General features: G+C 42.1%; 18 protein-coding genes. 13 read left to right on the top strand and 5 right to left on the bottom strand.

Translation table 11 applies throughout. The features are described from left to right. The first annotated feature begins 274 nt into the window (after positions 1 to 274). Both QYC40_RS03030 and QYC40_RS03035 read left to right on the top strand, forming a co-directional pair. Positions 275 to 673, top strand: a complete 399-nt coding sequence (locus QYC40_RS03030; RefSeq protein ID WP_301990012.1) for a transposase — start codon at positions 275 to 277, stop codon at positions 671 to 673. A 35-nt stretch (positions 674 to 708) separates the two neighbouring features. After that, a complete protein-coding gene (locus QYC40_RS03035; protein ID WP_301990011.1) occupies positions 709 to 1,518 on the top strand; it encodes an IS3 family transposase in 810 nt (269 codons plus the stop codon). A 132-nt stretch (positions 1,519 to 1,650) separates the two neighbouring features. On the opposite strand, the gene QYC40_RS03040 is transcribed toward QYC40_RS03035, so the two are convergent. Genes QYC40_RS03040 through QYC40_RS03050 form a run of 3 tightly spaced genes read right to left on the bottom strand, consistent with a single transcriptional unit; the run spans position 1,651 to position 4,454 of the window. After that, entirely contained in the window at positions 1,651 to 2,067 is a 417-nt protein-coding gene (locus QYC40_RS03040) for a hypothetical protein (RefSeq protein ID WP_301992340.1), read from the bottom strand. Positions 2,068 to 2,108: 41 nt separating this feature from the next. After that, positions 2,109 to 3,773, bottom strand: coding sequence for a M28 family metallopeptidase (locus QYC40_RS03045; protein ID WP_301992341.1), 1,665 nt, complete (start codon positions 3,771 to 3,773; stop codon positions 2,109 to 2,111). 42 nt (positions 3,774 to 3,815) lie between these two features. Beyond that, complete coding sequence (locus QYC40_RS03050; protein WP_301992342.1) at positions 3,816 to 4,454, bottom strand: SprT-like domain-containing protein; 639 nt, start codon at positions 4,452 to 4,454, stop codon at positions 3,816 to 3,818. A gap of 92 nt (positions 4,455 to 4,546) precedes the next feature. Between QYC40_RS03050 and recN the strand changes: the two genes are divergently transcribed. Further along, entirely contained in the window at positions 4,547 to 6,199 is a 1,653-nt protein-coding gene (recN, locus tag QYC40_RS03055; RefSeq protein ID WP_301992343.1) for a DNA repair protein RecN, read from the top strand. Positions 6,200 to 6,242: 43 nt separating this feature from the next. Here recN and QYC40_RS03060 read toward each other — a convergent pair whose 3' ends face one another. Further along, positions 6,243 to 6,656: a hypothetical protein gene (locus QYC40_RS03060; protein ID WP_301992344.1), complete on the bottom strand. Its 414-nt coding sequence runs from the start codon at positions 6,654 to 6,656 to the stop codon at positions 6,243 to 6,245. Positions 6,657 to 6,806: 150 nt separating this feature from the next. Next, on the bottom strand, positions 6,807 to 9,371 hold the full coding sequence (locus QYC40_RS03065; RefSeq protein ID WP_301992345.1) for an ATP-dependent Clp protease ATP-binding subunit: 2,565 nt from the start codon (positions 9,369 to 9,371) through the stop codon (positions 6,807 to 6,809). Positions 9,372 to 9,541: 170 nt separating this feature from the next. Between QYC40_RS03065 and ettA the strand changes: the two genes are divergently transcribed. From ettA to QYC40_RS03115, 10 genes are all read left to right on the top strand, one after another. Next, positions 9,542 to 11,224 carry an energy-dependent translational throttle protein EttA gene (gene ettA / locus QYC40_RS03070; protein WP_260042680.1) on the top strand — a complete coding sequence of 561 codons (1,683 nt, stop codon included), beginning with the start codon at positions 9,542 to 9,544 and terminating at the stop codon, positions 11,222 to 11,224. A gap of 10 nt (positions 11,225 to 11,234) precedes the next feature. Next, positions 11,235 to 12,422 (top strand): PAS domain-containing sensor histidine kinase, encoded by a 1,188-nt coding sequence (locus QYC40_RS03075; protein WP_301992346.1) that lies wholly within the window; start codon positions 11,235 to 11,237, stop codon positions 12,420 to 12,422. Further along, a complete protein-coding gene (locus tag QYC40_RS03080; RefSeq protein WP_301992347.1) occupies positions 12,422 to 13,480 on the top strand; it encodes a response regulator in 1,059 nt (352 codons plus the stop codon). The genes QYC40_RS03075 and QYC40_RS03080 overlap by 1 nt, the downstream gene beginning before the upstream one ends. Positions 13,481 to 13,961: 481 nt before the next feature. After that, complete coding sequence (locus QYC40_RS03085; RefSeq protein ID WP_301992348.1) at positions 13,962 to 14,381, top strand: lactate dehydrogenase; 420 nt, start codon at positions 13,962 to 13,964, stop codon at positions 14,379 to 14,381. 1 nt (position 14,382) lies between these two features. Next, positions 14,383 to 15,747, top strand: coding sequence for an oxygen-independent coproporphyrinogen III oxidase (gene hemN, locus QYC40_RS03090; RefSeq protein WP_301992349.1), 1,365 nt, complete (start codon positions 14,383 to 14,385; stop codon positions 15,745 to 15,747). A 10-nt stretch (positions 15,748 to 15,757) separates the two neighbouring features. After that, on the top strand, positions 15,758 to 18,154 hold the full coding sequence (locus tag QYC40_RS03095; protein ID WP_301992350.1) for a heavy metal translocating P-type ATPase metal-binding domain-containing protein: 2,397 nt from the start codon (positions 15,758 to 15,760) through the stop codon (positions 18,152 to 18,154). 10 nt (positions 18,155 to 18,164) lie between these two features. Beyond that, complete coding sequence (gene ccoS, locus QYC40_RS03100) at positions 18,165 to 18,344, top strand: cbb3-type cytochrome oxidase assembly protein CcoS (protein WP_301992351.1); 180 nt, start codon at positions 18,165 to 18,167, stop codon at positions 18,342 to 18,344. 72 nt (positions 18,345 to 18,416) lie between these two features. Next, positions 18,417 to 18,782, top strand: coding sequence for a hypothetical protein (locus QYC40_RS03105; RefSeq protein ID WP_301992352.1), 366 nt, complete (start codon positions 18,417 to 18,419; stop codon positions 18,780 to 18,782). Positions 18,783 to 18,892: 110 nt separating this feature from the next. Beyond that, positions 18,893 to 19,999 carry an efflux RND transporter periplasmic adaptor subunit gene (locus QYC40_RS03110; RefSeq protein WP_301992353.1) on the top strand — a complete coding sequence of 369 codons (1,107 nt, stop codon included), beginning with the start codon at positions 18,893 to 18,895 and terminating at the stop codon, positions 19,997 to 19,999. Positions 20,000 to 20,016: 17 nt separating this feature from the next. After that, positions 20,017 to 24,585, top strand: coding sequence for an efflux RND transporter permease subunit (locus tag QYC40_RS03115; RefSeq protein ID WP_301992355.1), 4,569 nt, complete (start codon positions 20,017 to 20,019; stop codon positions 24,583 to 24,585). Positions 24,586 to 25,127: the final 542 nt, after the last annotated feature.

Raw genomic sequence — 25,127 nt, forward strand, 5'->3', positions numbered from 1 at the left:
TAGCGAACAGTAGATGTTCGCTTATGTCCAGTTTAGACATTAGATGTAAGATTTTAGATATTAGAGCAGGGCGCCGATTAGGCGCTTATCTTTTTAATGGTTCAAACATAGTATTTAGTAGTTAGTAGTTAGTAGTTAGACCCAAAACGCCAGATCCTGCTCATCCTTAAATCCTTCGTTTCCCGATTCAAAACAATCTCACATCTCGCACCTCATACCACCCACCCATACTGTCCATCCCTGAAATAGGTTGACCACAAAATGGAGGTACTAAATGCAAACAAATTTGCGGTTAATCAGGAAATCACGGGTTTATTCTGATGATTTTAAGCGGGAAATAGTTTCCCTATTTGAGAGTGGGAAGTTGAGTGTTCTACAGTTAGAGCGGCTTTATGGAATAAGTAATCCCACGATCTATAATTGGATCTATAAATTTTCTAACTTTAATGAGAAAGGACAACGTATAATGGAGATGAAATCAAGTAGCACCCACAAAGTAAAAGCCATGGAACAGCGTATCCGTGAACTGGAGCGGATGATCGGCCAGAAGCAGATCAAGATCGATTTCTTGGAGAAGATGATCGACATCGCTGGAGAGGATCTTAAGGTCGATATCAGAAAAAATTTCAACACCCCACCATCGGATGGTTCCGGGAACACGCAGGAAAAATAGATTATTCCCTCAATCAGCTTTATAGAACCGTTGGTATGAGCAAACAGGCGGTGCATCAGCGCGCTGTTCGCCATTCCCGTTATCAGGTTCAATTCGCTGAGCTGATCGAAAAAGCGGATAAAGTGCGTAAGGAACATCCCGGTTGTGGGGTGGAAAAACTGTATTATATGCTCCGTCCGGATTTTGTGGGGAGAGATCGTTTCATAGAGACCATGATGTCTTTAGGATATCGATTGAAGGTCAAGAAGAACTATCGCAGGACGACTCGCGGGCTTTCCACAGCCTACCCTAATCTGATCAATGGCTTGGTTGTAGGGACTCCCAATCAGGTTTGGCAATCGGACATCACCTACTTCTACGTGGGCGATAGGTTCTACTATGGAGTGTTCATTATCGACGTTTACACCAAAAAGATCGTTGGATATCAAGTATCCAATCATATGCAGTCAACAGCTAATCTTAAGGCACTACGAATGGCCCTTAAGAATAACGGGGCACCCCAATATCATCATTCAGACCGAGGTGCCCAATATCATGCGACAGCTTATCTGCAGCTGTTGAAAGAGAATAATTGCAGGGTGAGCATGGGCAAGAGTGCCCAGGACAATGCATACGCTGAGCGGATCAATGGAACCATCAAGAATGAGTATCTGGATTATTGGAAGCCCAAGACGTTCGAAAGCTTAAAAAAAATGGTCAATAGAGCTGTCAAACAGTACAATAAACGAAGACTGCACAACTCATTACATAGGATGTCGCCAGAGAGTTTCGAAGAAAAGTGGTTTAGGGAGATATTGTCTCCTAAACCACTAATAACTATATTTGATCAAGTTGATAAATTGTAAAAACGGTCAACACTATTCAGGGACAGACAATAGACAAGAGTCTAATATCTAATATCTAATGTCTTAAATCTAAAAAAGCCGGCATTATTGCCGGCTTTCAGTATCTAAAATCTAATATCTAAAATCTAATGTCTAGTTCAAAATAGACCATGTAGACCATGGAATTCTAGATAGGATAAACACCAAACCGATGATATAGAAAATCAGAACCGTTTGGTTCGCTTTCTTTTGATCAACAATTTTCTTAGCTTTAGAATATCCCATTGTAATTAATACAACGGCGATAATCATCATCAAAGGGTGTTCTAGAAAGTAAAGTCTAGAAACGCTGTTTTTCATGTTCTCTCCTGAGAAACTCTGTAGGCCAAGCGGGGAAGTAAAATACAATACTGCACCGATAACCAGTTGTAGGTGGGCTGAAATTAGACCGATTAAAGCGATTTTACGGTTGTAAGCTTTGTTTCCAGCGTAGTTTACAAGTGTAATAACGATCGCAATGATCAGTGCTATCAAAAGCACCACGGCTAGTGTTGAGTGTAAATGTTTCATTCCTGTAAGCATAGTGTCGTGATTAATGATTTGCAAATATACTATTTTGAAAGACGTTTGTCGCCTAATTCTTTAAACTCAGATTTGGCTTTAAAGTTTGGAAATGTTTTCTCCATACTGAGCATATAACCGATGTCGAAGAACAAACGGGTGTCGGCAAGTGGGCCTTCAAAGTTCCAATGCTCGTCAAGCTCATCGCTGACTGCATGATAACGTCCTGCTAAGGCTTGCTGGCGCTTTTTCAAAGCGACGGTATCTTGATCTAGATAATCGCCTCCACTGCCCATATACAATCCAGGAACACCAACTTTAACAAAGTTGAAGTGGTCTGAACGGTAGAATCCTCCGGATGTCGGACTTCCTTCCGGCTGCAATTCACGATTGAATTTGGCACCGGATTTAATCGCATAATCCTCTAACTCCGTCTGTCCGGTTCCTACAACACGGAAACCTTTCATAGCTCCAACAGGATTAAATGAGTCCATATTTAAGTTAGCAACGGTTTTTGCTAAAGGATAGATTGGATGTTCCGCATAATATTGAGATCCTAGCAAACCTTGCTCTTCGGCAGTAACCGCCAAGAAAACAATGCTGCGCTCCGGTTTTACCTTCGCCGCTTTGAAAGCCTTTGCAATTTCAAATAAAGCGGCAACACCCGTCGCGTTATCAATGGCTCCATTGAAGATCGAGTCGCCTTCTACGGCCTCTCCGATGCCTAAGTGATCCCAATGTGCCGAATAGATAATCGTCTCGTCCGGACGTTTGCTGCCTTTGATCGTCGCAATGACGTTGTTCGATTTAGACTCACGGAAGGTTGTTTTCAATGCAATCGAGGTCTTCACATTCATAGGGACAGCCTTAAATCCAGGCTTCTTCGCTTGTTCGATAATATTTGGATTTAAACCACCTAATTGGAACAGCTTGTTCGCCGTTTCTGTCGTTACCCATCCTTGGAAGTTTACCAGGTTTGCGCCTTTATTTTCAGGTACTAAAGATAATTGCGGGCCGGTCCAGCCACTACGTACGACATTCCATCCGTAGGATGCTGCTGCAGTTTCATGGATGATCAATACGCCCGCAGCTCCCTGTCTGGAAGCCTCTTCGAACTTGTAGGTCCATCGGCCATAGTAGGTCATCGTATCGGCTTTAAATAATGTTTTATCATATCGTCCCGGGTCAGAGACCATCACGACTACGGTTTTACCTTTTACATCAAGCCCTTCATAATCATTCCATTTATATTCCGGAGCCACAATGCCAAAGCCGGCAAAAACAAGTTCGGTGTCTTTGATGTCAATATTGTTGGACATGCGCGGCGTGCCGACAACATAATCGTCTAGATAGTTAATGGAAAGATTGGAGTTTTTTCCGGTGAAAGTTAGTTTGGGTGCTACAGGCTCAGACTTAATCTCGACCATTGGCACTTCCTGAAAATAGGAGTTCCCATTTCCTGGTTCCAATCCCAGTGCTTTGAATTGCTCTTCCAGATAGTTTACCGTCAGAGTATCGCCCTTTGTGAAAGGCATACGACCCATAAACTCGTCGGAAGCTAGCTTCTCCACATAGGCACGATATCCGGCTTCTGTGATCGCGTTGATAGCACCCGAATCCAAGAGGGTTGGATCATAGGAAGATCCGGTATCTCCAGATTTACAAGACGCCAGTCCAATTAAAAAGGCAGTTCCAATAAATAGTTTTGTCTTCATAATAAATGATGTTGTTCTTGGTTTTATGATTGAAAATAAAGCTTATGCCTGTACGGGAGCCTCGATAGGGAATACCTCCGCTATCGGGTGGAATAAGTAGATACGCTTGGTAGCTACTTCCATACATTTATATCGCTTTCTTAATTTTTCTTGTTTCTGAAACACTCTTCCCGATTTAATGGAGAAATAACCGTCAAATTCAATGGATTCTATGGTGATGATTTCCGTTTGCTTGGTATCATGCAGCCGTAGGATACGGAAGAGATTTAAGTCGGTGCAGGATGAGGCCGCGGGATTATTCATGTACTTCACCAAGGCATGCGTAACATCGACAGGAAAGATGTCGAGCCTTAGAAAAGGATCCATCAGTGCCTTGAAGTTTTGTTTCCACTCCGTGCCATGTGGCTTGACCTTGTTCTTAAATTGTTGCCATGTTTTCAAATGGGCAAACTCATGAACGGTGGTGATCAAGAAGGAGTATGGATTCAAATCATGGTTTACCGTAATCTGATGGGGTTCGTTACGATGCGGTGAGCGGTAGTCTCCTAGTTTTGATGCCCTGGATTTAGTTACCTTAAATCTACAACCAGTATCATTGATCCATTGGGAGATGATAGGGGCGGCAGATAGGGGAATATACTTGCTTAATTGTTTGCTGAAATCCGGCATGTATACAAACATATTATATAATTGGCAGATTTCAGAATACAAAAACCAATATTTCGAGGAGGGTTTAGAAATAACTATATTTGATATCTGAACATTGATCGGGCATGCTAAGTAAATTACAGATTAAAAACTATGCATTAATTGATGCATTAGATATAGAATTCGACAGGAAACTGAACATCATTACGGGTGAAACCGGGGCGGGTAAATCCATTATTATGGGAGCTCTGGGATTGATTCTTGGAAATCGTGCCGAGAGCAAACATTTCTTTGATGAATCTTCCAAATGTATTATCGAAGGGCATTTTGAAGTTGCCCAGTACGACCTGAGCGATCTGTTCAGCCAATTGGATCTGGACTATGAAGACACAACGATCATCCGTCGTGAACTGCATGCTGATGGTAAATCCAGAGCCTTTGTCAATGATACGCCTGTAACATTGCAAACCTTAAAGACCTTGGGCGAACGCCTGATTGATATTCACTCGCAACATGCGACTTTGCAGATCAATACAGAGTCTTTCCAGCTCTTGGTGCTTGATACCGTTGCGCAGCAGCAAGCTTTGTTAAAGGAGTACAAATCGACCTACCAGTCCTATAAAAAGACTATCGCTAGTTTAGAGGCATTAGAAGAGGAATTAGCAAAATCGAGGGCGGAGTATGATTTTAATCAATTTGTTTTCAATGAATTGGAACAAGCGAATCTGCAAGCGGATGAGCAAGGAACATTGGAAGCTGAGCAAAATCAATTGGAGAATGCGGAGGAGATTAAAAGACATTTCCATGGAGCAGCAAGCTTAATGCAGTCGGAAGAGGTCAATGTATTGGATGGTCTAAAGTCGGTGCTATCCTTTGTACAGAATGGCACGAAATATCTTCCTTCAGCAGAAGCATTACAGGAGCGTCTGCAAAGTGCCTTGATTGAACTGAAAGATATCGCAGCCGAATTGGAGCAAGTCGCTGATGGGGTAACCATGGATGAAGAACGATTAAATATTGTCAATGACCGCCTTTCGGTTCTTTATTCACTGCAGAAGAAACATCGGGTAGAAACGATTCAGGACCTGTTGCAATTGCAAGAAGATCTTGAACAGAAACTTCAGGCTTCTGACTCGCAAGAGGAACAAATAGAAGTCTTAAAGGAAAATATAGAAAAACTAAGAAGTAATTTGACCCAATTAGCTGATCAAATCACTGCCAATAGAACGAAAGTTAAACAAACAATCGAGCAAGAGGTGCAAGATGTACTTGCGAAAGTCGGTATGCCGAACGCGCAATTACAGATTCAATTAAAGAAAAAAGAAGATTTTAAATCTACAGGACAGGATGAGGTAGCATTTTTATTCTCTGCCAACAAGGGACAAACTTTACAGCCTATCCATAAAGTAGCGTCCGGGGGAGAACTTTCTAGGGTTATGCTCGCAATCAAATCATTGGTAGCAAAATCCTCTTCTTTGCCAACTATTATTTTTGATGAGATTGATACGGGTATCTCGGGAGAGGTTGCCTTACGAGTAGGGGAGATCATGGAGCAGCTTGCTGAACATATGCAGGTGATCAGCATCACGCATCTTCCACAGATTGCTTCGCAGGGAACTGCGCATTTCAAAGTGTATAAAGAAGATCTCGGTGAAAAGACAAAGTCGAATATTGTGCTCTTAAAGAAAGAGGACCGTGTCTTAGAAATAGCACAAATGCTGAGTGGAGCGAATCCCGAAGCGACAGCGATCAAACATGCAGAAGAGATGTTGAAATAAAAAAAGGAGCTTAAAGCTCCTTATTTTATTTCTTAATTGTTGATTAATCGCCAATTTCTGCATCGCTCAGAACGATCTTAACTAGCATACCTTCAGGAGCTTTAATGTTTGCCATAGCGCCTTTATAAACCGCGTAGATATGAACAACGCCTTTTCCATAACGTGCCGAGTAAGAGTAGTCTCCAACCTCTGCAGGTATGTTTTCATAATATTCTGGTGCACTATCTAAAGAGATAGAAACATCCACGTGGCCATCTTGGAAGTAACGATCATCCAATTCTGGCATGCTAATACTTGTCGCATATTCCGTTCCGTTACGATTCCAGTCCGCTGGAGCCACATCGATAACATAACTTACCCCTGGTAAATAGTTGTTAGTGATATATTCTTTTGTACATCCAGTGAAACTTACTAATGAAGCGGTTCCAATTGCAAATGCTAATAACAGTTTTTTCATGTTTGGTAAGATTATGTTGTTAAAAATATGTTTCTTGTAGATAAAGACAATTGAAAGACTCAATAGTTTAACGGAACTAAACAAAAATGTTGCCATAAAAAAAGCGGTTGCTATGCAACCGCCTTTTTAAGTATTCAATTTTATGTGAAATTAATCTTTCTTTTTGTTGTCTTTTACATCAGAAGCTAAGTTGGAGTCATCACTTTCATCCTTCTTTGCTGCGGCAACTTTAATCTCGCTCTTCGCCTCATCAAAGTCTACTAAGATGGCTTCGCCAGATTTCAACTCCCCTTTCAGAATCTCTTCCGCAATCGGATCTTCCAAGTATTTTTGGAGCGCACGCTTCAACGGGCGAGCGCCAAAGTTGCTGTCATATCCTTTCTCAGCAATGTAGTTCTTCGCTTTCTCTGTAAGGGTGATCTTGTGTCCTAATCCCTCGATTCTTGTGAATAAAGATTTAAGTTCAATATCAATAATCTTAAAGATATGCTCTTTGTTCAATGAGTTGAATACAATCACATCATCCACACGGTTTAAAAACTCAGGAGCAAACGCACGCTTCAACGCGGTTTCAATTACTCCACGAGAATGTGAGTCGGCCTGATCTGCTTTCGCTGCAGTCGTAAATCCAACACCTTGTCCGAATTCTTTCAACTGGCGTGCGCCGATATTCGAAGTCATGATGATGATCGTGTTTCTGAAGTCAACCTTACGGCCAAGACTGTCGGTCAACTGTCCTTCGTCCAATACCTGTAGCAATAAGTTGAACACATCAGGGTGAGCTTTTTCAATCTCATCTAATAAAACCACTGCATAAGGCTTACGACGAACTTTCTCTGTCAACTGTCCACCTTCTTCATATCCTACGTATCCTGGAGGCGCACCTACTAATCTAGATACCGCGAATTTCTCCATGTACTCACTCATGTCAATCTGAATCAATGCATCTTCAGAATCAAACATAAAGCGAGCAAGCTCTTTCGCTAATTCCGTTTTACCAACACCTGTAGGACCTAAGAAGATAAATGAACCTATCGGCTTCTTTGGATCTTTCAAGCCGGCACGCGTACGTTGAATAGCTTTTACAAGCTTCTGAACAGCATCGTCCTGACCGATGATACGGCCTTTCATCGATTCGCCCATATTCAATAGCTTTTGGCTATCGGATTGGCTAACACGTTGAACAGGAATACCCGTCATCATCGAAACAACCTCAGCAACATTATCTTCCGTAACAGTATAACGCGTTGTCTTCGTTTCTGCTTCCCAAACTGCCTTCTCTTTTTCCAGCTCTTCGATCAGCTTCTTCTCTGTATCACGTAGTTTCGCTGCCTCTTCGTATTTCTGACTGCGAACAACTTTGTTCTTCTCAACCTTTACCTCTTCGATTTTCTCTTCAATATCGATGATGCTTTGTGGCACATGGATATTGTTCAAGTGAACCCGAGAACCCGACTCATCTAACGCATCAATAGCTTTATCTGGTAAGAATCTGTCTGTGATATAACGTGTGGTCAAAGACACACAAGCTTCGATCGCTTCCGGTGTATAAGTTACATTGTGGTGTTCCTCATATTTATCCTTAATGCGGTTTAAAATCTCGATCGTATCATCATACGTAGTCGGTTCTACCGTTACTTTTTGGAATCGACGATCTAAAGCACCGTCTTTCTCAATATACTGACGGTATTCATCTAAAGTCGTTGCACCGATACATTGGATTTCTCCACGTGCCAATGCTGGCTTGAACATATTGGATGCATCCAATGAACCTGAAGCACCCCCTGCACCAACGATGGTGTGGATCTCATCAATAAATAAGATAACATCCGGAGATTTCTCCAATTCGTTCATAACCGCTTTCATACGCTCTTCGAACTGTCCACGGTATTTCGTTCCTGCCACTAATGACGCCAAGTCAAGCGTAACGACACGCTTGTTGAACAATACACGTGAAACCTTACGTTGTATGATGCGTAATGCTAATCCTTCCGCGATAGCAGATTTACCAACCCCTGGTTCACCGATTAGAATAGGGTTATTCTTCTTTCTACGCGATAAGATCTGCGACACACGCTCAATCTCTTTCTCACGTCCTACAATAGGATCTAACTTACCTTCTTCCGCAGCTTTTGTTAAGTCGCGCCCGAAGTTATCCAATACCGGGGTTTTAGATTTGATATCAGAAACCTTCTTCGGTGCTGAGAACTGCGAATCATCTTCCGCGTAATCGTCGTCGCCACTTGGCGGTGTGCTCGACGCTTCGTCTGTAATACCCGAAGCATTTTGCTCAACCTCAGATTTAAACGTATTATAAGATACTTTGTACTGTTGCAATATCTGCGAGGCAATGTTTTCCTCATCACGCAGAATCGCTAATAACAGATGCTCTGTACCAATAATATCACTCTTAAAAATCTTAGCTTCTAAATAAGTTATCTTTAAAACCTTTTCGGCTTGTTTCGTCAGTGGCATGTTGTTGTTCACTGGAGAACGCGAAACGGAAGAACCTTTCACAGCATCCTCCACAGACTGGCGAACTGCCGCCATGTCTATTCCGATATTCTTCAATATCTTGATCGCAACCCCATCGCCCTCACGTATTAATCCGAGTAAAAGGTGCTCTGTCCCGATATAATCGTGGCGCAAGCGTAATGCTTCCTCACGACTGTAGGAAATGACATCTTTTACGCGGGGTGAAAATTTTGCTTCCATTTAAATTACCTTTCTCAATTAGTGGATGTACCAAACATTATAAATGTAATAAAAATACATGGTACCGCCTTTTGTTATAGATATTATTTATCAACAATTAGACCATACCCGTAAAACTACCAATTTGTCAGTATTTCCATTATCTTTGTGTAAAAAGTTACATTTCTCTTATGTCTGACGAAAAAATTATTTTTTCGATGGCTGGTGTTAATAAAATACACCCACCATCCAAACAAGTTCTAAAAAATATCTATCTATCTTTTTTCTACGGAGCAAAAATCGGGGTTATCGGTTTAAATGGTTCCGGGAAATCATCCCTATTGAAGATTATTGCAGGAATTGATAAATCCTACCAAGGTGAAGTTGTGTTCTCACCAGGATATTCTGTTGGATACCTTGCGCAAGAACCCGAACTAGACCTTACTAAAACCGTAAAGCAAGTTGTTGAAGAAGGCGTAGCAGAAACAACAGCCATCCTTCAGGAATATGAAGAGATCAACGAGAAATTCGGATTGCCGGAGGTTTATGAGGATGCTGATGCGATGGATAAATTGTTAGCCAGACAAGGGGAATTGCAAGATATCATCGATGCAACGAACGCTTGGGAATTAGATGCAAAACTAGAAAGAGCGATGGACGCATTGCGTTGTCCGGAGCCTGATGCGCTGATTGCCAATTTGTCAGGTGGTGAGCGAAGAAGGGTGGCATTGTGTCGATTATTATTGCAAGAACCAGATGTTTTATTGCTAGATGAGCCTACCAACCACTTGGATGCTGAGTCTATTGATTGGTTAGAGCAGCACTTGCAACAATACAAAGGAACAGTAATCGCTGTAACCCACGACCGTTATTTCCTTGATAATGTTGCCGGTTGGATCTTAGAGCTTGATCGTGGTGAAGGTATTCCTTGGAAAGGAAATTACTCTTCTTGGTTGGATCAAAAAGCGAAACGCTTAGCACAAGAAGAAAAGCAAGAAACTAAACGTCAAAAAACCTTAGAACGTGAGTTAGAATGGGTGAAGATGGCCCCTAAAGCTCGCCATGCGAAGTCAAAAGCACGTTTACATAATTACGAAAAATTAGCTTCTGAGGAAACGAAAGAACGCGAAGAAAAACTTGAGTTATTCATCCCACCGGGACCTAGATTAGGGAATGTGGTTATTGAGGCTGACAATGTCTCTAAATCGTACGGCGATCGCATTTTATTCGAAAACCTGAGTTTCTCTTTGCCTCCAGCAGGAATCGTCGGTATTATCGGTCCTAACGGGGTCGGTAAAACAACACTTTTCCGACTAATTACCGGCCAGGAGCAACCTGATTCAGGAACGTTTAAAGTAGGTGAGACCGTTGTGTTAGGTTATGTCGACCAAATGCATGATGACCTTGATCCGAACAAAACAGTATGGGAGAATATTACAGGTGGCAATGAAAACATCTTGTTAGGAAATAAGCAGGTCAACTCAAGAGCCTATGTGTCAAAATTCAACTTCAACGGTGGAGATCAGCAGAAGAAAATATCCGTATTATCCGGAGGTGAGAGAAATCGTGTACATTTGGCAATTACATTGAAGAAAGGTTCAAACGTATTATTACTGGATGAGCCTACCAACGATATTGACGTAAATACCCTTCGTGCATTGGAGGAAGGATTGGACAACTTCGGTGGATGTGCTGTGGTTATATCCCACGATCGCTGGTTCTTAAATCGAATTTGTACACATATTCTGGCATTCGAAGGCGATTCACAAGTATATTTCTTCGAAGGTAACTATACGGAATATGAAGAAAATCGTAAAAAACGCTTAGGCGATGTCGCTCCGAAAAGAGTGAAATATAAAAAATTAGTAAAATAGTACAGTACCATTGGATTCATCAAAACTACTCAAAGCAATCATTGAAAATGCGATTGATGGCATTATAACTATCGATCCGCATGGCATTGTGGAGAGTATAAACCCCTCCGCATTAGTGCTATTCGGCTACAAGGCCGAAGAAGTTATTGGAAATAATATTTCCATGCTAATGCCAGAGCCTGATCGCTCTAATCATGATCGGTATATCTCAACCTATGAGCAGACCGGACATAAAAAAATCATCGGGATTGGCCGTGAAGTACGCGGCCTCAAGAAAGATGGCTCCACTTTCCCCTTCCGTCTGTCGGTAAGTGAGGTGTTCTACAAAGATGGAAAAATCTTTACCGGCTTTGTTCATGATCTTACGAAAGAAAAGCAAGCCGAGGACGAACTGAAGAAACATGCCCTAGAACTCGAAACGAAAATTAGAGAGAGAACGAAAGACTTGATAAAACTGGTTTCTGAACTTGAAAAAGCCAAAGCAGATGTCAGCGTTTCGTTGGAAAAGGAAAAAGAATTGAACCAGTTGAAGTCGCGCTTCGTGTCGATGGCTTCACATGAATTCAGAACGCCTTTAAGCTCCGTACAACTATCTGCGTCCTTGATCGACCGCTATGTAGAGAAGTCAGAATATGGACCTATTGAAAAGCATACGGCGCGTATCAAAGGTTCGGTTCAATTGTTGAATACCATACTGAATGACTTCCTTTCTCTGGAAAAACTGGAGGCTGGCGTCGTAGTCGTGAATAAAGCGGATACTAATATTGTGCAGCTAGGTGAGGAAATAGCGGAAGAGATGCAGCTGATTTGTAAAAAGAACCAGCATATTGTTTATCAGCATACGGGCGAAGTTTCGAACTTCTATGTGGATCCGAATCTATTGAAAAACAGTATCATCAATCTGGTCTCTAATGCCATCAAATACTCCGGCGAAGATACCTTTATTGAATTCAGTACGGAAATCGATAAGGATAATCTACTAGTGACCGTTAAAGATAATGGTATTGGAATTCCGAAAGACGAACAAGCAAATCTAACGGAACCATTCTTTAGAGCAAATAATACAGGAAATATACCAGGTACCGGCTTGGGGCTAAATATCGTAAAACGTTATGTAGGATTGATGGGAGGACAGATGGATTATTGGTCCGAAGTAAACCAAGGTGCTATTTTTAAAATGAGTTTTACCCAACTATAATGGAAAAAAGAAAAATCTTAATCATCGAAGATAATAGTGATATCCGAGAGAGCACAGCAGAGATTTTAGAATTAACAGGTGAATATACCGTCATTGTTGCGGAAGAAGGAAAGACAGGGGTGGAGATGGCAATGAAACATCACCCAGACTTAATTCTTTGTGATATAATGATGCCTGAACTGGATGGTTATGGCGTGTTGTACATGTTAGGAAAGCACGAGGAAACTCAACACATTCCTTTCATTTTCTTAACAGCGAAAACAGAGAAAGCCGACGTCCGTAAAGCCATGGAGATGGGGGCAGACGATTATCTGACCAAGCCTTTTGACGACTTGGAACTATTGAATGCCATAGAAAGCCGTTTTAAAAAACGCCAGCAATTACAGGCAAAAGCAAGTCCCAATATCGATAGCCTACGCCTGGACGAATCAGAACAAGCATATCTATTGCAGGACCTGGCAAGTAATGGACGCGTAAAATCAATCAAGAAAAAACAAACAATTTATGAAGCTGGAGATACGCCAGTATATGTCTATTACATCAAAAAAGGAAAAGTACGTAGTTTCTTGAACTATAAAGATGGGCGCGAATTGTCTACCAATATTTATATCGAGGATCAATTCTTCGGATTAGAATCTGTGTTGCTGAATATCAAATATGGCGATAATACAGCGACCCTAGAAGATGCCGAAATCGCCTTGATTCACAAGGATGCTTTCTTCGAATTGATGTACAAGAAACCGGCAATAGCGACCAAGCTGATCAAATTGTTATCTCAAAATATTCGTGACAAAGAAGAACAGATGCTAGGATTCGCATACGACTCCGTAAGGAAGCGGGTCGCAAATGCTCTAGTTAATGTAGCAGAGAAGTCCGAAGCGGATATGGACGAGGTAACCATTAAAATATCGCGTGATGATCTGGCGGCATTAGCTGGAACAGCAAACGAAACTATTTCTAGAATGCTTGCCGATTTTAAAGATGAACGTCTTTTAACAAAAGAAGGCAATGCAATCAAAATATTCTCGATCGCAAAGCTGAAGAACATTAAACAATAAAACCTTGGCAGCTTAAAGGTAATTCGTAATGTTGCTTTCATGCGCATGCCAAAAAATGAATAAATAGGAAGAGCCCGGATAAGGGCTCTTTTCTTTTGCTGAAATTCTAACGAATAAACAAGTATTAGGCCTGTAATCTTGATGATTAGTAAATGCTAAATATGCCTGTTACAATCATCAATTTTATCCGCTGATCCCAATTAAACCACATCTAATTTTTTTTCCTTCTTCCAACAATGCTATTCTTAAAATAATAAAATATATATCATGGTTATTGGATTGATAACTAGCTGGTTAAATTATCAATAAATCCATCCAACTAGGAGTTGATTCAAATGATATTGAAGGTAATAGATACCACTCAATATCGAATTAACACCATGCTAATGGAGTGATATATATCACTTCTTTACATGATGCCATTCACTAGTTCATCCTCCATTTAAGCCTACCTTTGGGCTAATTAGCTACAAATTTAGGAATGAGAGTGATTGCATACAATATATTAGATCAAGAGAAGGAAATCTTGGCTAAGGCAAATGCCAAAGTCCATGATCTGACTTTGATATCGAACGAGCTAAATTTCAGTACGATCCACTTTGCAATGGGCAAAGAGGCCGTATTGATTTCGGATCGCGATATTCTCGATCGTGTAATGTTATTTGAATTGTACAAAATGGGGGTTAAAAGCGTGATTACTCGTTCTAGAACAACCGATCATATAGACCTTGATTATGCTGGTGAATTAAAAATGCACGTGGCAAATGTTCCGTTCGACTCTTCAATGGAAAGTATAGCCAAACAAACAATTCAAAATCTAACCCAATGGATGGTGGGGGGATGTGCCGGAGAAGCGTGCCAATGTCGAATGGACTGTGCTAACAGGACTAAACAAAGTTAAGATGGAAAATCCAGATTTAAATCAATTAATCAGCAAATATAATGTTGCTGCACCTCGTTATACGAGCTACCCAACTGTCCCTTTTTGGGAAAATAATGCTTTCAACGAAGAAGATTGGCGCTTTCGAGTGGCACAAAATTTTAAGAGCTCGAAGCACAATGGGATAAGCATTTACATCCATCTTCCATACTGTGAAAGCCTATGCACGTATTGCGGCTGCAATACCCGAATCACCAAGAACCATAATGTAGAAACACCATACATTGAGTCGCTGCTAAAAGAGTGGAATATGTACAAACGAATCCTGGGAGATGAATCATTGTTAATTAGCGAGATTCACTTAGGAGGCGGTACACCAACATTCTTTAAGGCAGAAAACTTAAGAAGACTGATCAACGGATTGCTGTCAGGAAATAGAAAAGCTGCAGAAGCATCATTCTCCTTCGAAGCACATCCAGCAAATACTACATACGATCATTTGAAAACCCTTTATGATTTAGGGTTCAAAAGATTAAGTTTAGGAATCCAGGACTTCGATGAGAAGGTACAGTTCATCATCAACCGCCACCAAACGGTAGAGGACGTCGATCGGGTGATGAAAGATGCACGTGAAATCGGATACGACTCCATCAATTTTGATTTAATATACGGACTGCCATTGCAGACAGCCGAGTCGGTAAAGATGACAATTGAACATTCTTTGCGCTTAAATCCAGACCGTATTTCTTTCTATAGCTATGCGCATGTGCCATGGATTAAACCTGGACAACGCCGATTTACAGAGCATGACCTTCCGGTTGGCGAAGAAAAATTGAACTTATATAAATTAGGAAAAGAAATGATCCAGGCCGCAGGATTCAAAGATGTCGGAATGGACCACTTCTCCAAAGTAGAAGATGCGTTATATTTAGCGCTGAAAAGTGGTGGCTTACATCGTAACTTTATGGGCTATGCCGATCGTTATACACCGCTATTGCTTGGATTGGGCGTCTCGTCCATCAGTGATGCTTGGACGGGCTTTGCACAAAATGTTAAAACAGTAGAAGAGTACCATGCGTTAATAGGAGAAGGAAAACTTCCGGTAGTGAAAGGACACCTGTTGACAGACCTTGATACACATATTCGTCAATATATTCTCGACATGATGTGCCGCGGAAAAGTTATATTGAAAGATAACGTGAAAGAAAACGAGGATATACTGAAGCGTTTGCAACCCATGATAGCCGATGGCTTAGTCACCGTAACGAACAATAAGGTCGAGATAACACAAGTGGGGAAATCCTTCCTGCGCAATGTCTGCATGGCATTTGACGTCAGATTACACGAAACTCAGGAAAGAGAAAACCTCTTCAGCCAAGCAATATAGTCGTAATGCCATGGATGTAAGGAATGAATTAAAGCTGGATACCAATTGTTACCACTGTGGTGATACAATTGAAGATACTTCATATATTTTAGATAAACATAGTTTTTGCTGCTTGGGCTGTCAAACAGTCTACCAAATTCTTAATGAAAATAACTTAGCGAGCTACTACAGATATAACACCCATCCGGGAAAATCGCAGAAAGCGCAAAAAGAAGACTTATCCTACCTGGATGAACCCAATATTATTGCCAAGTTGGTCGATTACCAAGATGACAGTATGGCTATCATCACATTCTATGTGCCTGCTATACACTGTTCTTCTTGTATCTGGTTGCTAGAAAATCTTTATAAGTTAAACCCTGGAGTGAAAACTTCTCAGGTCGACTTCATGAAGAAGCAAGCCAGCATAACCTTCTTTAAAAACGAAATATCACTCCGCGAATTAGTCGAACTTTTACATCAAATAGGCTACGACCCGAAAATTACATTGCAGGATGTTATCAAGGAAAGTAAAAAGGTAAATCAAAATAAACTGATCGCCAAGATTACTGTTGCAGGATTCTGCTTTGGTAACTCCATGATGATCTCCTTTCCCGAGTATTTCGGAATGGCAGAGTTCGAGCGGCAATATACCAACTTCTTTGGCTATATGAACCTTGCTTTCGGACTGCCGGTCCTACTATTCAGTGCTTCAGACTATTTTAAGTCGGCCTGGTACAGTCTGAAACAAAAGCGCCTCAACTTAGACGTGCCTTTAGCTTTAGGTATTTTCGTCTTGTTTTTCCGCTCCGCGTTTGAAATTATTTCCCAAACAGGAGCAGGCTTTATGGATACTCTCTGTAGTTTGGTATTCTTTATCCTGATCGGTAAATGGGTGCAACAACGTACCTACTACCACATATCCTTCGAGCGTGATTATCGATCTTATTTTCCGGTCGCTGTAACGGTCATTGAAAATGAGATCAATAAACCAACGCAGATTGCAGATTTGAAAGTCGGCGATCGCATTATGGTGCGCAATAACGAGATTATCCCTGCCGACGCCATCCTGTTAAAAGGGAATGCAGCCGTAGACTTCAGCTTTGTAACTGGCGAAAGTAAGCCCGTGGAAAAAGTACTCGGTGAAGTCGTGTATGCTGGGGGTAGACAGATCGGTGAAGCAATTGAACTAGAGGTCGTAAAGGCTGTTTCCCAAAGCTACCTGACTAAACTATGGAACAACGAAAGTTTTAAACAGGTAGAAAAGAAATTTGAAACCTTCATTGGGTACATCAGTAAATACTTTACCATCGGATTGCTATTGATTGCTTTTTCCGCAGCCATATATTGGGGCGTTACTGGAAATGCAGAGAAGGCCTGGGCAGCATTCACCGCCGTATTGATTATTGCTTGTCCATGTGCATTAGCATTAAGTTCGCCTTTCACGCTCTCCGCAGCGCTCAGTATATTCGATAAGAATAAATTATACATCAAAAATACAGCAGCGATTGAACAGATGGCGGCTATTGATACCGTTGTTTTTGATAAGACAGGAACAATATCTTCGCCTAACGTGTCTAGCATGTATTTTGAAGGCGAGCTGACAGCACAGGAAAGAAGCCTTTTGTTTTCTATCTGTCGAAACTCCAACCACCCTTTGAGTCGAGAGATTATTAAATGGTTGGGCGAAGTGCCTGTATTACCAATTTCAAATTACATCGAAACGGTAGGGAAGGGACAAGAGGCTGTATATCAGGATTGGGAAATGAAAGTCGGTTCGGCAAGTTTTGTCGGAACAGAGAAAAAAGATTTTGAGGGTTCCGTAGTTTATATTAGTGTTAATGGTCAAGTAAAAGGCTTATTTACCTTAGAGCAGTCCTGGCGCGAAGGGCTGACCGATGTAATCAATAACCTCAAAGGAGATCATTATCAACTGCATTTGATATCAGGGGATAATGAGCGTCGCGCAGATGCCCTTAAACTGATTTTCCCAACACAAGCAAGCTTGTTGTTCAATCAGACACCGTCGGATAAGCTAAACAAGATTGACCATTGGCAAAAAGATAACCATAAAGTCTGTATGTTGGGCGATGGATTGAACGATGCCGGCGCCTTACGTAAGGCCGACCTGGGAATAGCCGTGTCAGATGACATTAATAATTTCTCGCCGGGTTGCGATGCTATTTTGGATGGCGCATCCTTCAGCAAGCTTCCCAAGTTCTTTAAGTTTAGTAAAGACGCCGTGAAGGTAATCAAGATGAGTTTTATGATCTCGCTGGCATATAATACGATCGGTTTGAGTTTTGCCGTACAAGGAACAATGTCGCCTTTGTTTGCCGCGATATTGATGCCGATAAGTACCGTAACGATTATATCCTTTACAAGTTTGATGACGCGTGCATACGCAAAACGTAGAAAATTAATTTAAATTTGTCCTTATGAACATCATATTTATGCTGATCGGATGTAGTGTTTTTATCGCGTTGTTCTTCTTGGGCGCTTTCTTTTGGGCCTCTAAAAACGGACAACACGAGGACACCTATACACCCTCTGTTCGAATTCTATTCGATGACGAACCAGTAGATAACGACACAGAAATGACAGAAAAGAAGGGTTAAACGCCATTCTATCACATTTTTTTTACAATAGGCATAGTCATGCCCTAACGCTGTTGTGTATCTTTGCAGCGTATGTTCAGATTTCTACATTTCCTGGCATTGTTTGGCTACCTCAACATCCTATGTTACGAGGTTAAGCAAACTGACTACTTCGGTCTGGCCTCGAAACAGTCGAACGAAACCTTGGTGGAAGTCGTACTCGAAGAAGTCTTAAATATCAACCATTCCGAATTGCCGGAGTCTCTACCGGGAATTATCTTTGACGATTATCGCATATTTTCATTATTTGTAGGCTTCCTGCCGATGGTAATGGTCTTTACTTGGCTGTTATCGCGATTAATCAATCGAATCAAAGAGCTAGATCACCCATTTTATCTCTCAAAAACGCAATGCCTCCCTGGCTATTACAGCTTTTTGTATAGATACCGCCCATTCTAATTTCTGCCCTTTAACTCGCTTTTAGGGATTGCTACAGGTGCGCCGAAAGGTGGACACCCTTAGCCCTCTTGTATTCTATTTTATTTATATATACCACATTTTATATTGCTATGAAAAATAATCGTATGCTACTGCCTGTTTTAGGCTGGGCATTGCTCGCCGCGTCTTGTACGGCAAACAGTAATGAAAAAGTATCTACCGCGCAACCTAAGGTAGTTCCCGTTACGAATCTAATCCAAATGGATACCGTTATTTACAAAGAGTATATCGCCGACATACAGTCTCAAAGAAATGTCGAACTGCGTTCGCGCTTAACGGGATTCTTAAATAAGATATATGTCGACGAAGGTGCACATGTTCGTAAAGGACAAGTGCTGTTCTCGTTGAATAATGAAGAATATAAAGCCGACTTCGCACAGGCACAGGCTGCCGTAAATAGTGCTGAAGCCGAAGTGAAGAAGGTCGAGCTGGAAATGGAACGCACGAAAAAATTAGTAGACAAAAATATTGTCAGCGGAACTGAATACGAGTTGCTACGCGTGCAGTTACGTGCGGCACATGCGAAAGCCAGAGAGGCAGAAGCTGTGTTGAATCAAAACCGCACAAGATTAGCGAATACCCAAATACGCGCACCGTTTGACGGAAGGATTGACCGCATTCTTCTAAAAGAAGGCTCCTTGCTGAATGAAGGCGCTCTTATTACATCAATCTCCGATTTGAATAATGTCAATGTCTATTTTGATATCTCGGAGCCTGAGTACTTAGCAATCGTTACAGATCCTGAAGCACAAGGAAAGAAATTCAGCAAAGAAGTTCAATTAATCTTGGCAAATGGACAGTTATATCCACACCGCGGACAAGCCGAAATTGTAGAGTCGGAATTTGAAGCAAGTACAGGATCGATTTCACTTCGTGCCAAATTCCCAAACCCGAACGGAATTTTGAAGCATGGTGCAACGGGTAGAATTGGCGTGCCTACGCAGACAGGCAACTTGACCATGGTTCATCAAAAGTCGGTTGTAGAGATTCAGGATAAAGCCTATGTCTATACCTTAAAAGGTGATACCGTAAAAATGACGCCTTTCCAAAATGGACAACGTGTCGGACATTATTATGTAGTGGAAAATGGCTTGCCAAAAGATTCGAAGATTGTATTTGAAGGGGTAAACTCACTGCGTGATGGAATGATCGTGAAACCAAAAATGGTAAATAACTAAAGGAGAAAGGTAATTTCATGTTCGAAAAATTTATTAAACGACCAGTTTTATCATTGGTCATATCCATTTTTATTACCTTATTGGGACTATTGGCGCTCTTTACCTTGCCAATTACCCAGTTCCCGGATATCGTTCCGCCCTCGGTCGTAGTAACCGCCAATTATACCGGTGCAAACGCCGAAGTGAGTACCAACGCGGTGGCTATTCCGCTGGAAAAGGCCATCAATGGGGTGGCGGGTATGACCTATATGAATACCGTATCTACCAATAATGGTACGACCTTAATTCAAGTATTCTTTAAAGTAGGTACGGACCCCGACATCGCTGCGGTAAACGTGCAGAACAGGGTGACAACGGTGCTCGATGAATTGCCCGAAGAGGTAATCAAAGCCGGGGTAACCACCGAAAAAGAGGTGAATAGTATGTTGATGTACTTAAATCTCTATACGGATGACGAGACCGCTGATGAACGCTTTATCTACAACTTTACAGATATCAATATCCTGAAAGAGTTAAAGCGTATCGAAGGTGTTGGTTTCGCGCAGATTATGGGAATGAAGGATTATGCCATGCGTATTTGGGTGCGTCCCGACCGTATGTCTGCATATTCCATATCGACCGATGAATTAGTAACCGCCCTGCGTAGACAAAATATCGAAGCGGCACCTGGACAAACAGGTATCAGTTCGGATAAAACAGTCAATATGCAGCAGTATGTACTTCGCTATCCCGGTAAATTTACAGAGGTTTCGGAGTATGAAAATATCCCCATCCGTGCGAATGTGGATGGTTCAATCATTCGGGTGAAGGATATCGCAGATGTCGAATTTGGATCCCTGGACTATGAAATGGTATCCGAAACGGACGGCCGCCCATCGGCTTCGATCATGTTAAAGCAGCTTCCGGGATCTAATGCGCAGGAAGTAATCCAACGCGTAAAAGATAGAATGGAAGAACTGAAGGGCGCCACATTCCCGCCGGGAATGACTTATACCATGGGATACGACGTATCTCGTTTCTTGAATGCGTCTATTTCCAGTGTATTGATTACGCTTGTTGAAGCATTTATCCTCGTGTTTTTAGTGGTATTTATCTTCCTTCAAGATTTCAGAGCAACCGTCATCCCAATTTTAGCAGTGCCTGTCTGTTTGATCGGATCGCTCTTCTTTATGCAGATGATGGGATTCTCCATCAATCTACTAACGCTCTTTGCGCTCGTATTAGCAATTGGTATTGTCGTCGACAACGGTATTGTCGTCGTCGAGGCCGTCTATGCGAAGATGGAAGAAGAACATCTCTCGCCAATGGACGCTACCCTAGCAGCTATGAACGAAGTGGGATCGGCAGTAATTGCGATTACGCTTGTAATGTCAGCGGTATTCGTGCCAGTGGCCTTTCTCGATGGACCGGTCGGGATCTTCTATCGTCAGTTCTCGCTAACCTTAGCAGCCGCAATTGTTATTTCGGGTATCAATGCCTTAACCTTAACGCCGGCTCTTTGTGCAATTATTCTAAAATCACCACACGATAAAAAACCAAGCAATAATTGGTTAGATAAATTCTTTAAAGGCTTTAACCGTGTTTACGACCGTATTAGCGGGGGTTATAAAGGTACTTTAAGCAAAATCGCAGGACGGCGTGTAATTACCCTCGCATCTTTAGCAATCATGTTCGTATTGACTTGGGGATCTGCAGCGATTCTTCCATCTGGATTTATTCCGACGGAGGATCAGGGTATGATTTACGTTGCGGTTACTACGCCGCCGGGAGCGACCGTGGATAGAACCGAAGCCGTATTGAACGAGGTCGATGCTTTGGCCCGAGAAATGGATGTCGTAGAAACGGTTTCTATTCTTGCCGGCTATAGTATCGTAACGGAAGTGTCCGGAGCGTCTTATGGTATGGGGATGATCAACTTAAAGGAATGGAAAGAAAGAGATCAGACGGTGGACGATGTGATGCGCGTGCTTCGTGAGAAAACGGCGCATATCGCCGACGCAGAAGTTGAGTTCTTCCCGCCGCCTACAGTGCCTGGTTTCGGTAACTCATCGGGTTTCGAGCTTCGCGTTCTGGATAGAACGGGTAATGAAGACCTCGCTGCGACCGATAAAGTGGTAAAAGATTTCATGACGAAGTTAACGGAAGACGAGGTGATTGAAAGCGTAAGCTCAACCTTCGACGTGAACTTCCCTCAGTATATGCTGGAAATTGACTACGATTTAGCCGCTAAAAAGGGTATTTCTGTAGAAAATTCCATGAATACTTTGCAGACCTTATTAGGTAGCCAGTATGCAACAAACTTTATCCGCTACGGACAGATGTATAAGGTAATGGTACAGTCGGACGCATTCTCCCGAAAGCGCCCCGAGGATATCTTGAACCTTTACGTGAAAACCGCAGATGGCGAGATGGTGCCTTATTCCTCATTCATGACGATGAAGCGTATCTACGGTCCTGAGCAGATTACACGCTATAATATGTTTACATCTGCGATGGTCACCGGTCAAGCGGCACCAGGCTTTAGTTCCGGACAAGCGATTGAAGCGGTGGAGCGTATTGCTGCTGAATTGCCTCAAGGTTATGTAATCGAATGGTCGGGAATGACGCGTGAGCAAAAGATTTCCGGTAATCAAGCGGCTTATATTTTCTTGCTCTGTTTAGTATTCGTGTATTTATTGCTATGTGCGCAATACGAGAGTTTCTTGCTGCCATTGCCGGTAATTCTCTGTTTACCTGCGGGTATCTTCGGTGCCTTCATTTTCTTAAAATTATTCGGATTGGAAAACAATATCTACGCCCAGGTTTCCCTAGTCATGCTAATCGGATTATTGGGTAAGAATGCTATTCTGATTGTAGAATATGCAAACTTGAAGCGCAAGCAAGGGATGGATGTTTTGGAAGCGTCAATCGAAGGTGCCGTAGCTCGTCTGCGCCCAATCTTGATGACTTCCTTCGCATTTGCTGCCGGACTAATCCCATTGATGTTAGCGTCTGGTGCCGGTGCCATCGGTAACCGTACAATCGGTACGGCTGCGGTAGGAGGAATGGTAATCGGAACCGTCATAGGTGTATTGGTAATACCTGGCTTAATCGTTCTTTTCTCCCGTAGAAAAAAGAAAGCTGAGAAGCAGAAAACAAAGCGTCTGACAGAAGCGACCGTGGCGATTCTTATTTTGTTATTCGTTTCTTCATGCTCGGTTCCAAAGCAAACGAGCAGTCCGGAAATCGACCAAAAAATGAATACTGAAGCAAAACAGCTCTTAACAGATTCGTCGAATGTTGCCAATCTGCCTTGGCGTGAGGTATTCACGGATGCAAACCTGATCGCATTGGTAGATTCTGCATTATTGAACAATAGGGATCTGCGACAAGCGGTCTTGCGTATCGAAAAAGCACAGGCGAATTTCAGATTCCGCAAGTCATCGCTCTATCCGTCAATTGATGCAGCGGTCGAAGCGGGCCTAAGAAAATATGGGCATTATACGGAGTCGGGAATCGGTAACTACGATTCCAATTTCTCCGAAAACCTAACGGACGATGAGAAGCTTCCTGAACCTTTTATCCCCGATTACTTCGTAGGAGTGCGCTCTTCTTGGGAAATTGACCTTTGGGGAAAGCTGAGAAATAGGAGAGAGGCAGCTTTTATGCAACTCATGTCGGAAAGTGAGCTGAAACGTTTGATGGAGACTGAACTAATTAGCAGTATTGCTTCGGCCTATTTTGAACTGATGAGCTTAGACCAAAAGATTAAGGTTTACGAAGAGAATATCAATCTTCACGAACGTGCTTTGGAGATTGTGCAAGCGCAAAAGGAAGCGGGACGTGCAGATGAATTAGCCGTGCAGCAGTTTAAATCCATTCTAGCGGAGTCAAAAGCAGGGCGTGAGAACGCCATGCAGGAGATCCTGGCGTATGAGCATCAGATCAATTCCCTAATTGGTAGAGTATATCAGCCTATCGTCCGCTCGAATAATCAATTGCGTGAGAATTTGCTCTTTGCTGATCTTTCCGTTGGAAATTTGGAAGACCTATTCAATAACAGGATCGATATCCGAAAAGCAGGATTGGATTTGAAAGCTGACTTCCATGAATTGGAAAGTACGCGCTTGTCATTCTTGCCGTCGGTCGCTATTAGTCCTTATTTAGGTTTGCAAAGCTTTAGCTTAGACAAATTGTTTAGTATCGATAAATCGGTGACTTACGGCTTGTTTGGAGGCGTGACCCTGCCAATATTCAGACAGCGCGAATTGAAATCCCAATACGAAACCATGAAAGCATCCTACGGAATCAGCTTCCTGGAATACGAGAAAGTGGTATTGAATGCGGTAAACGAAGTGTCGCTAGCGTTGAAAACCCATGGCGCAATTCAGAATCGTGAAGATTTCGTTCAAGAACAGGTACTGGCATTGGAATCATCGATCCAAGCCGCCGAAGAACTTTTCATAGCAGGCCGGGTAACCTACCTGGACATCATCACCGCACAAAAAGGACTGGTTGTCGCTCAGGTTGCAGAAGTCGACATCCTAAAAGAGAAAATGCTTAATCAAGTAGTGCTCTATAAAGCCTTAGGTGGTGGATGGAAATAAATAGGTAAATTAAAATAGATGGTTGGAGGTAATTTAGGTTTCTCCAAAAAATGAGGAAGCTGCCCAATCGGGTAGCTTCCTTTTTTTATAGACCCTTCTGACAGCCTCTTTTTTTTATACTTACGCAATAAACATGTATGGCAATATGCTGATTTTTCTTCCTAAAAAGGGTTGCTGTTGTTGTTGTTGTTGTTTCTTGTATTGCACATTTGTTTTAAAAGTAATTTGGTCTTGAACCAGGAAAGGAAGGATTTAAAGATGAGCAGGATCATGTATTGTCGCGGATATTACGCCATAGGTCTTAGTACTAAGTACTAAATACTAACTACTAACTACTATTCGATAGCTTAAAGCCCTTTCAAACCCAATGTAAACCCAATACATAACCCAATCAAACCCGCTTGGGGAGGGCTATGAAAGGGGAGTGCATGAGGTCTGCATTAGGTTTGCCCTGACGCGTACCCCATCTTCTCTCGAAGAAAGCCTCATTTCTTTCTGCCCTAAGCCCGTCATTTTCCCCTTCCAGCCCCCAAAACAGCCCA

Origin of the sequence: Sphingobacterium sp. BN32, from assembly GCF_030503615.1 — a bacterium.
Lineage (GTDB): Bacteria > Bacteroidota > Bacteroidia > Sphingobacteriales > Sphingobacteriaceae > Sphingobacterium.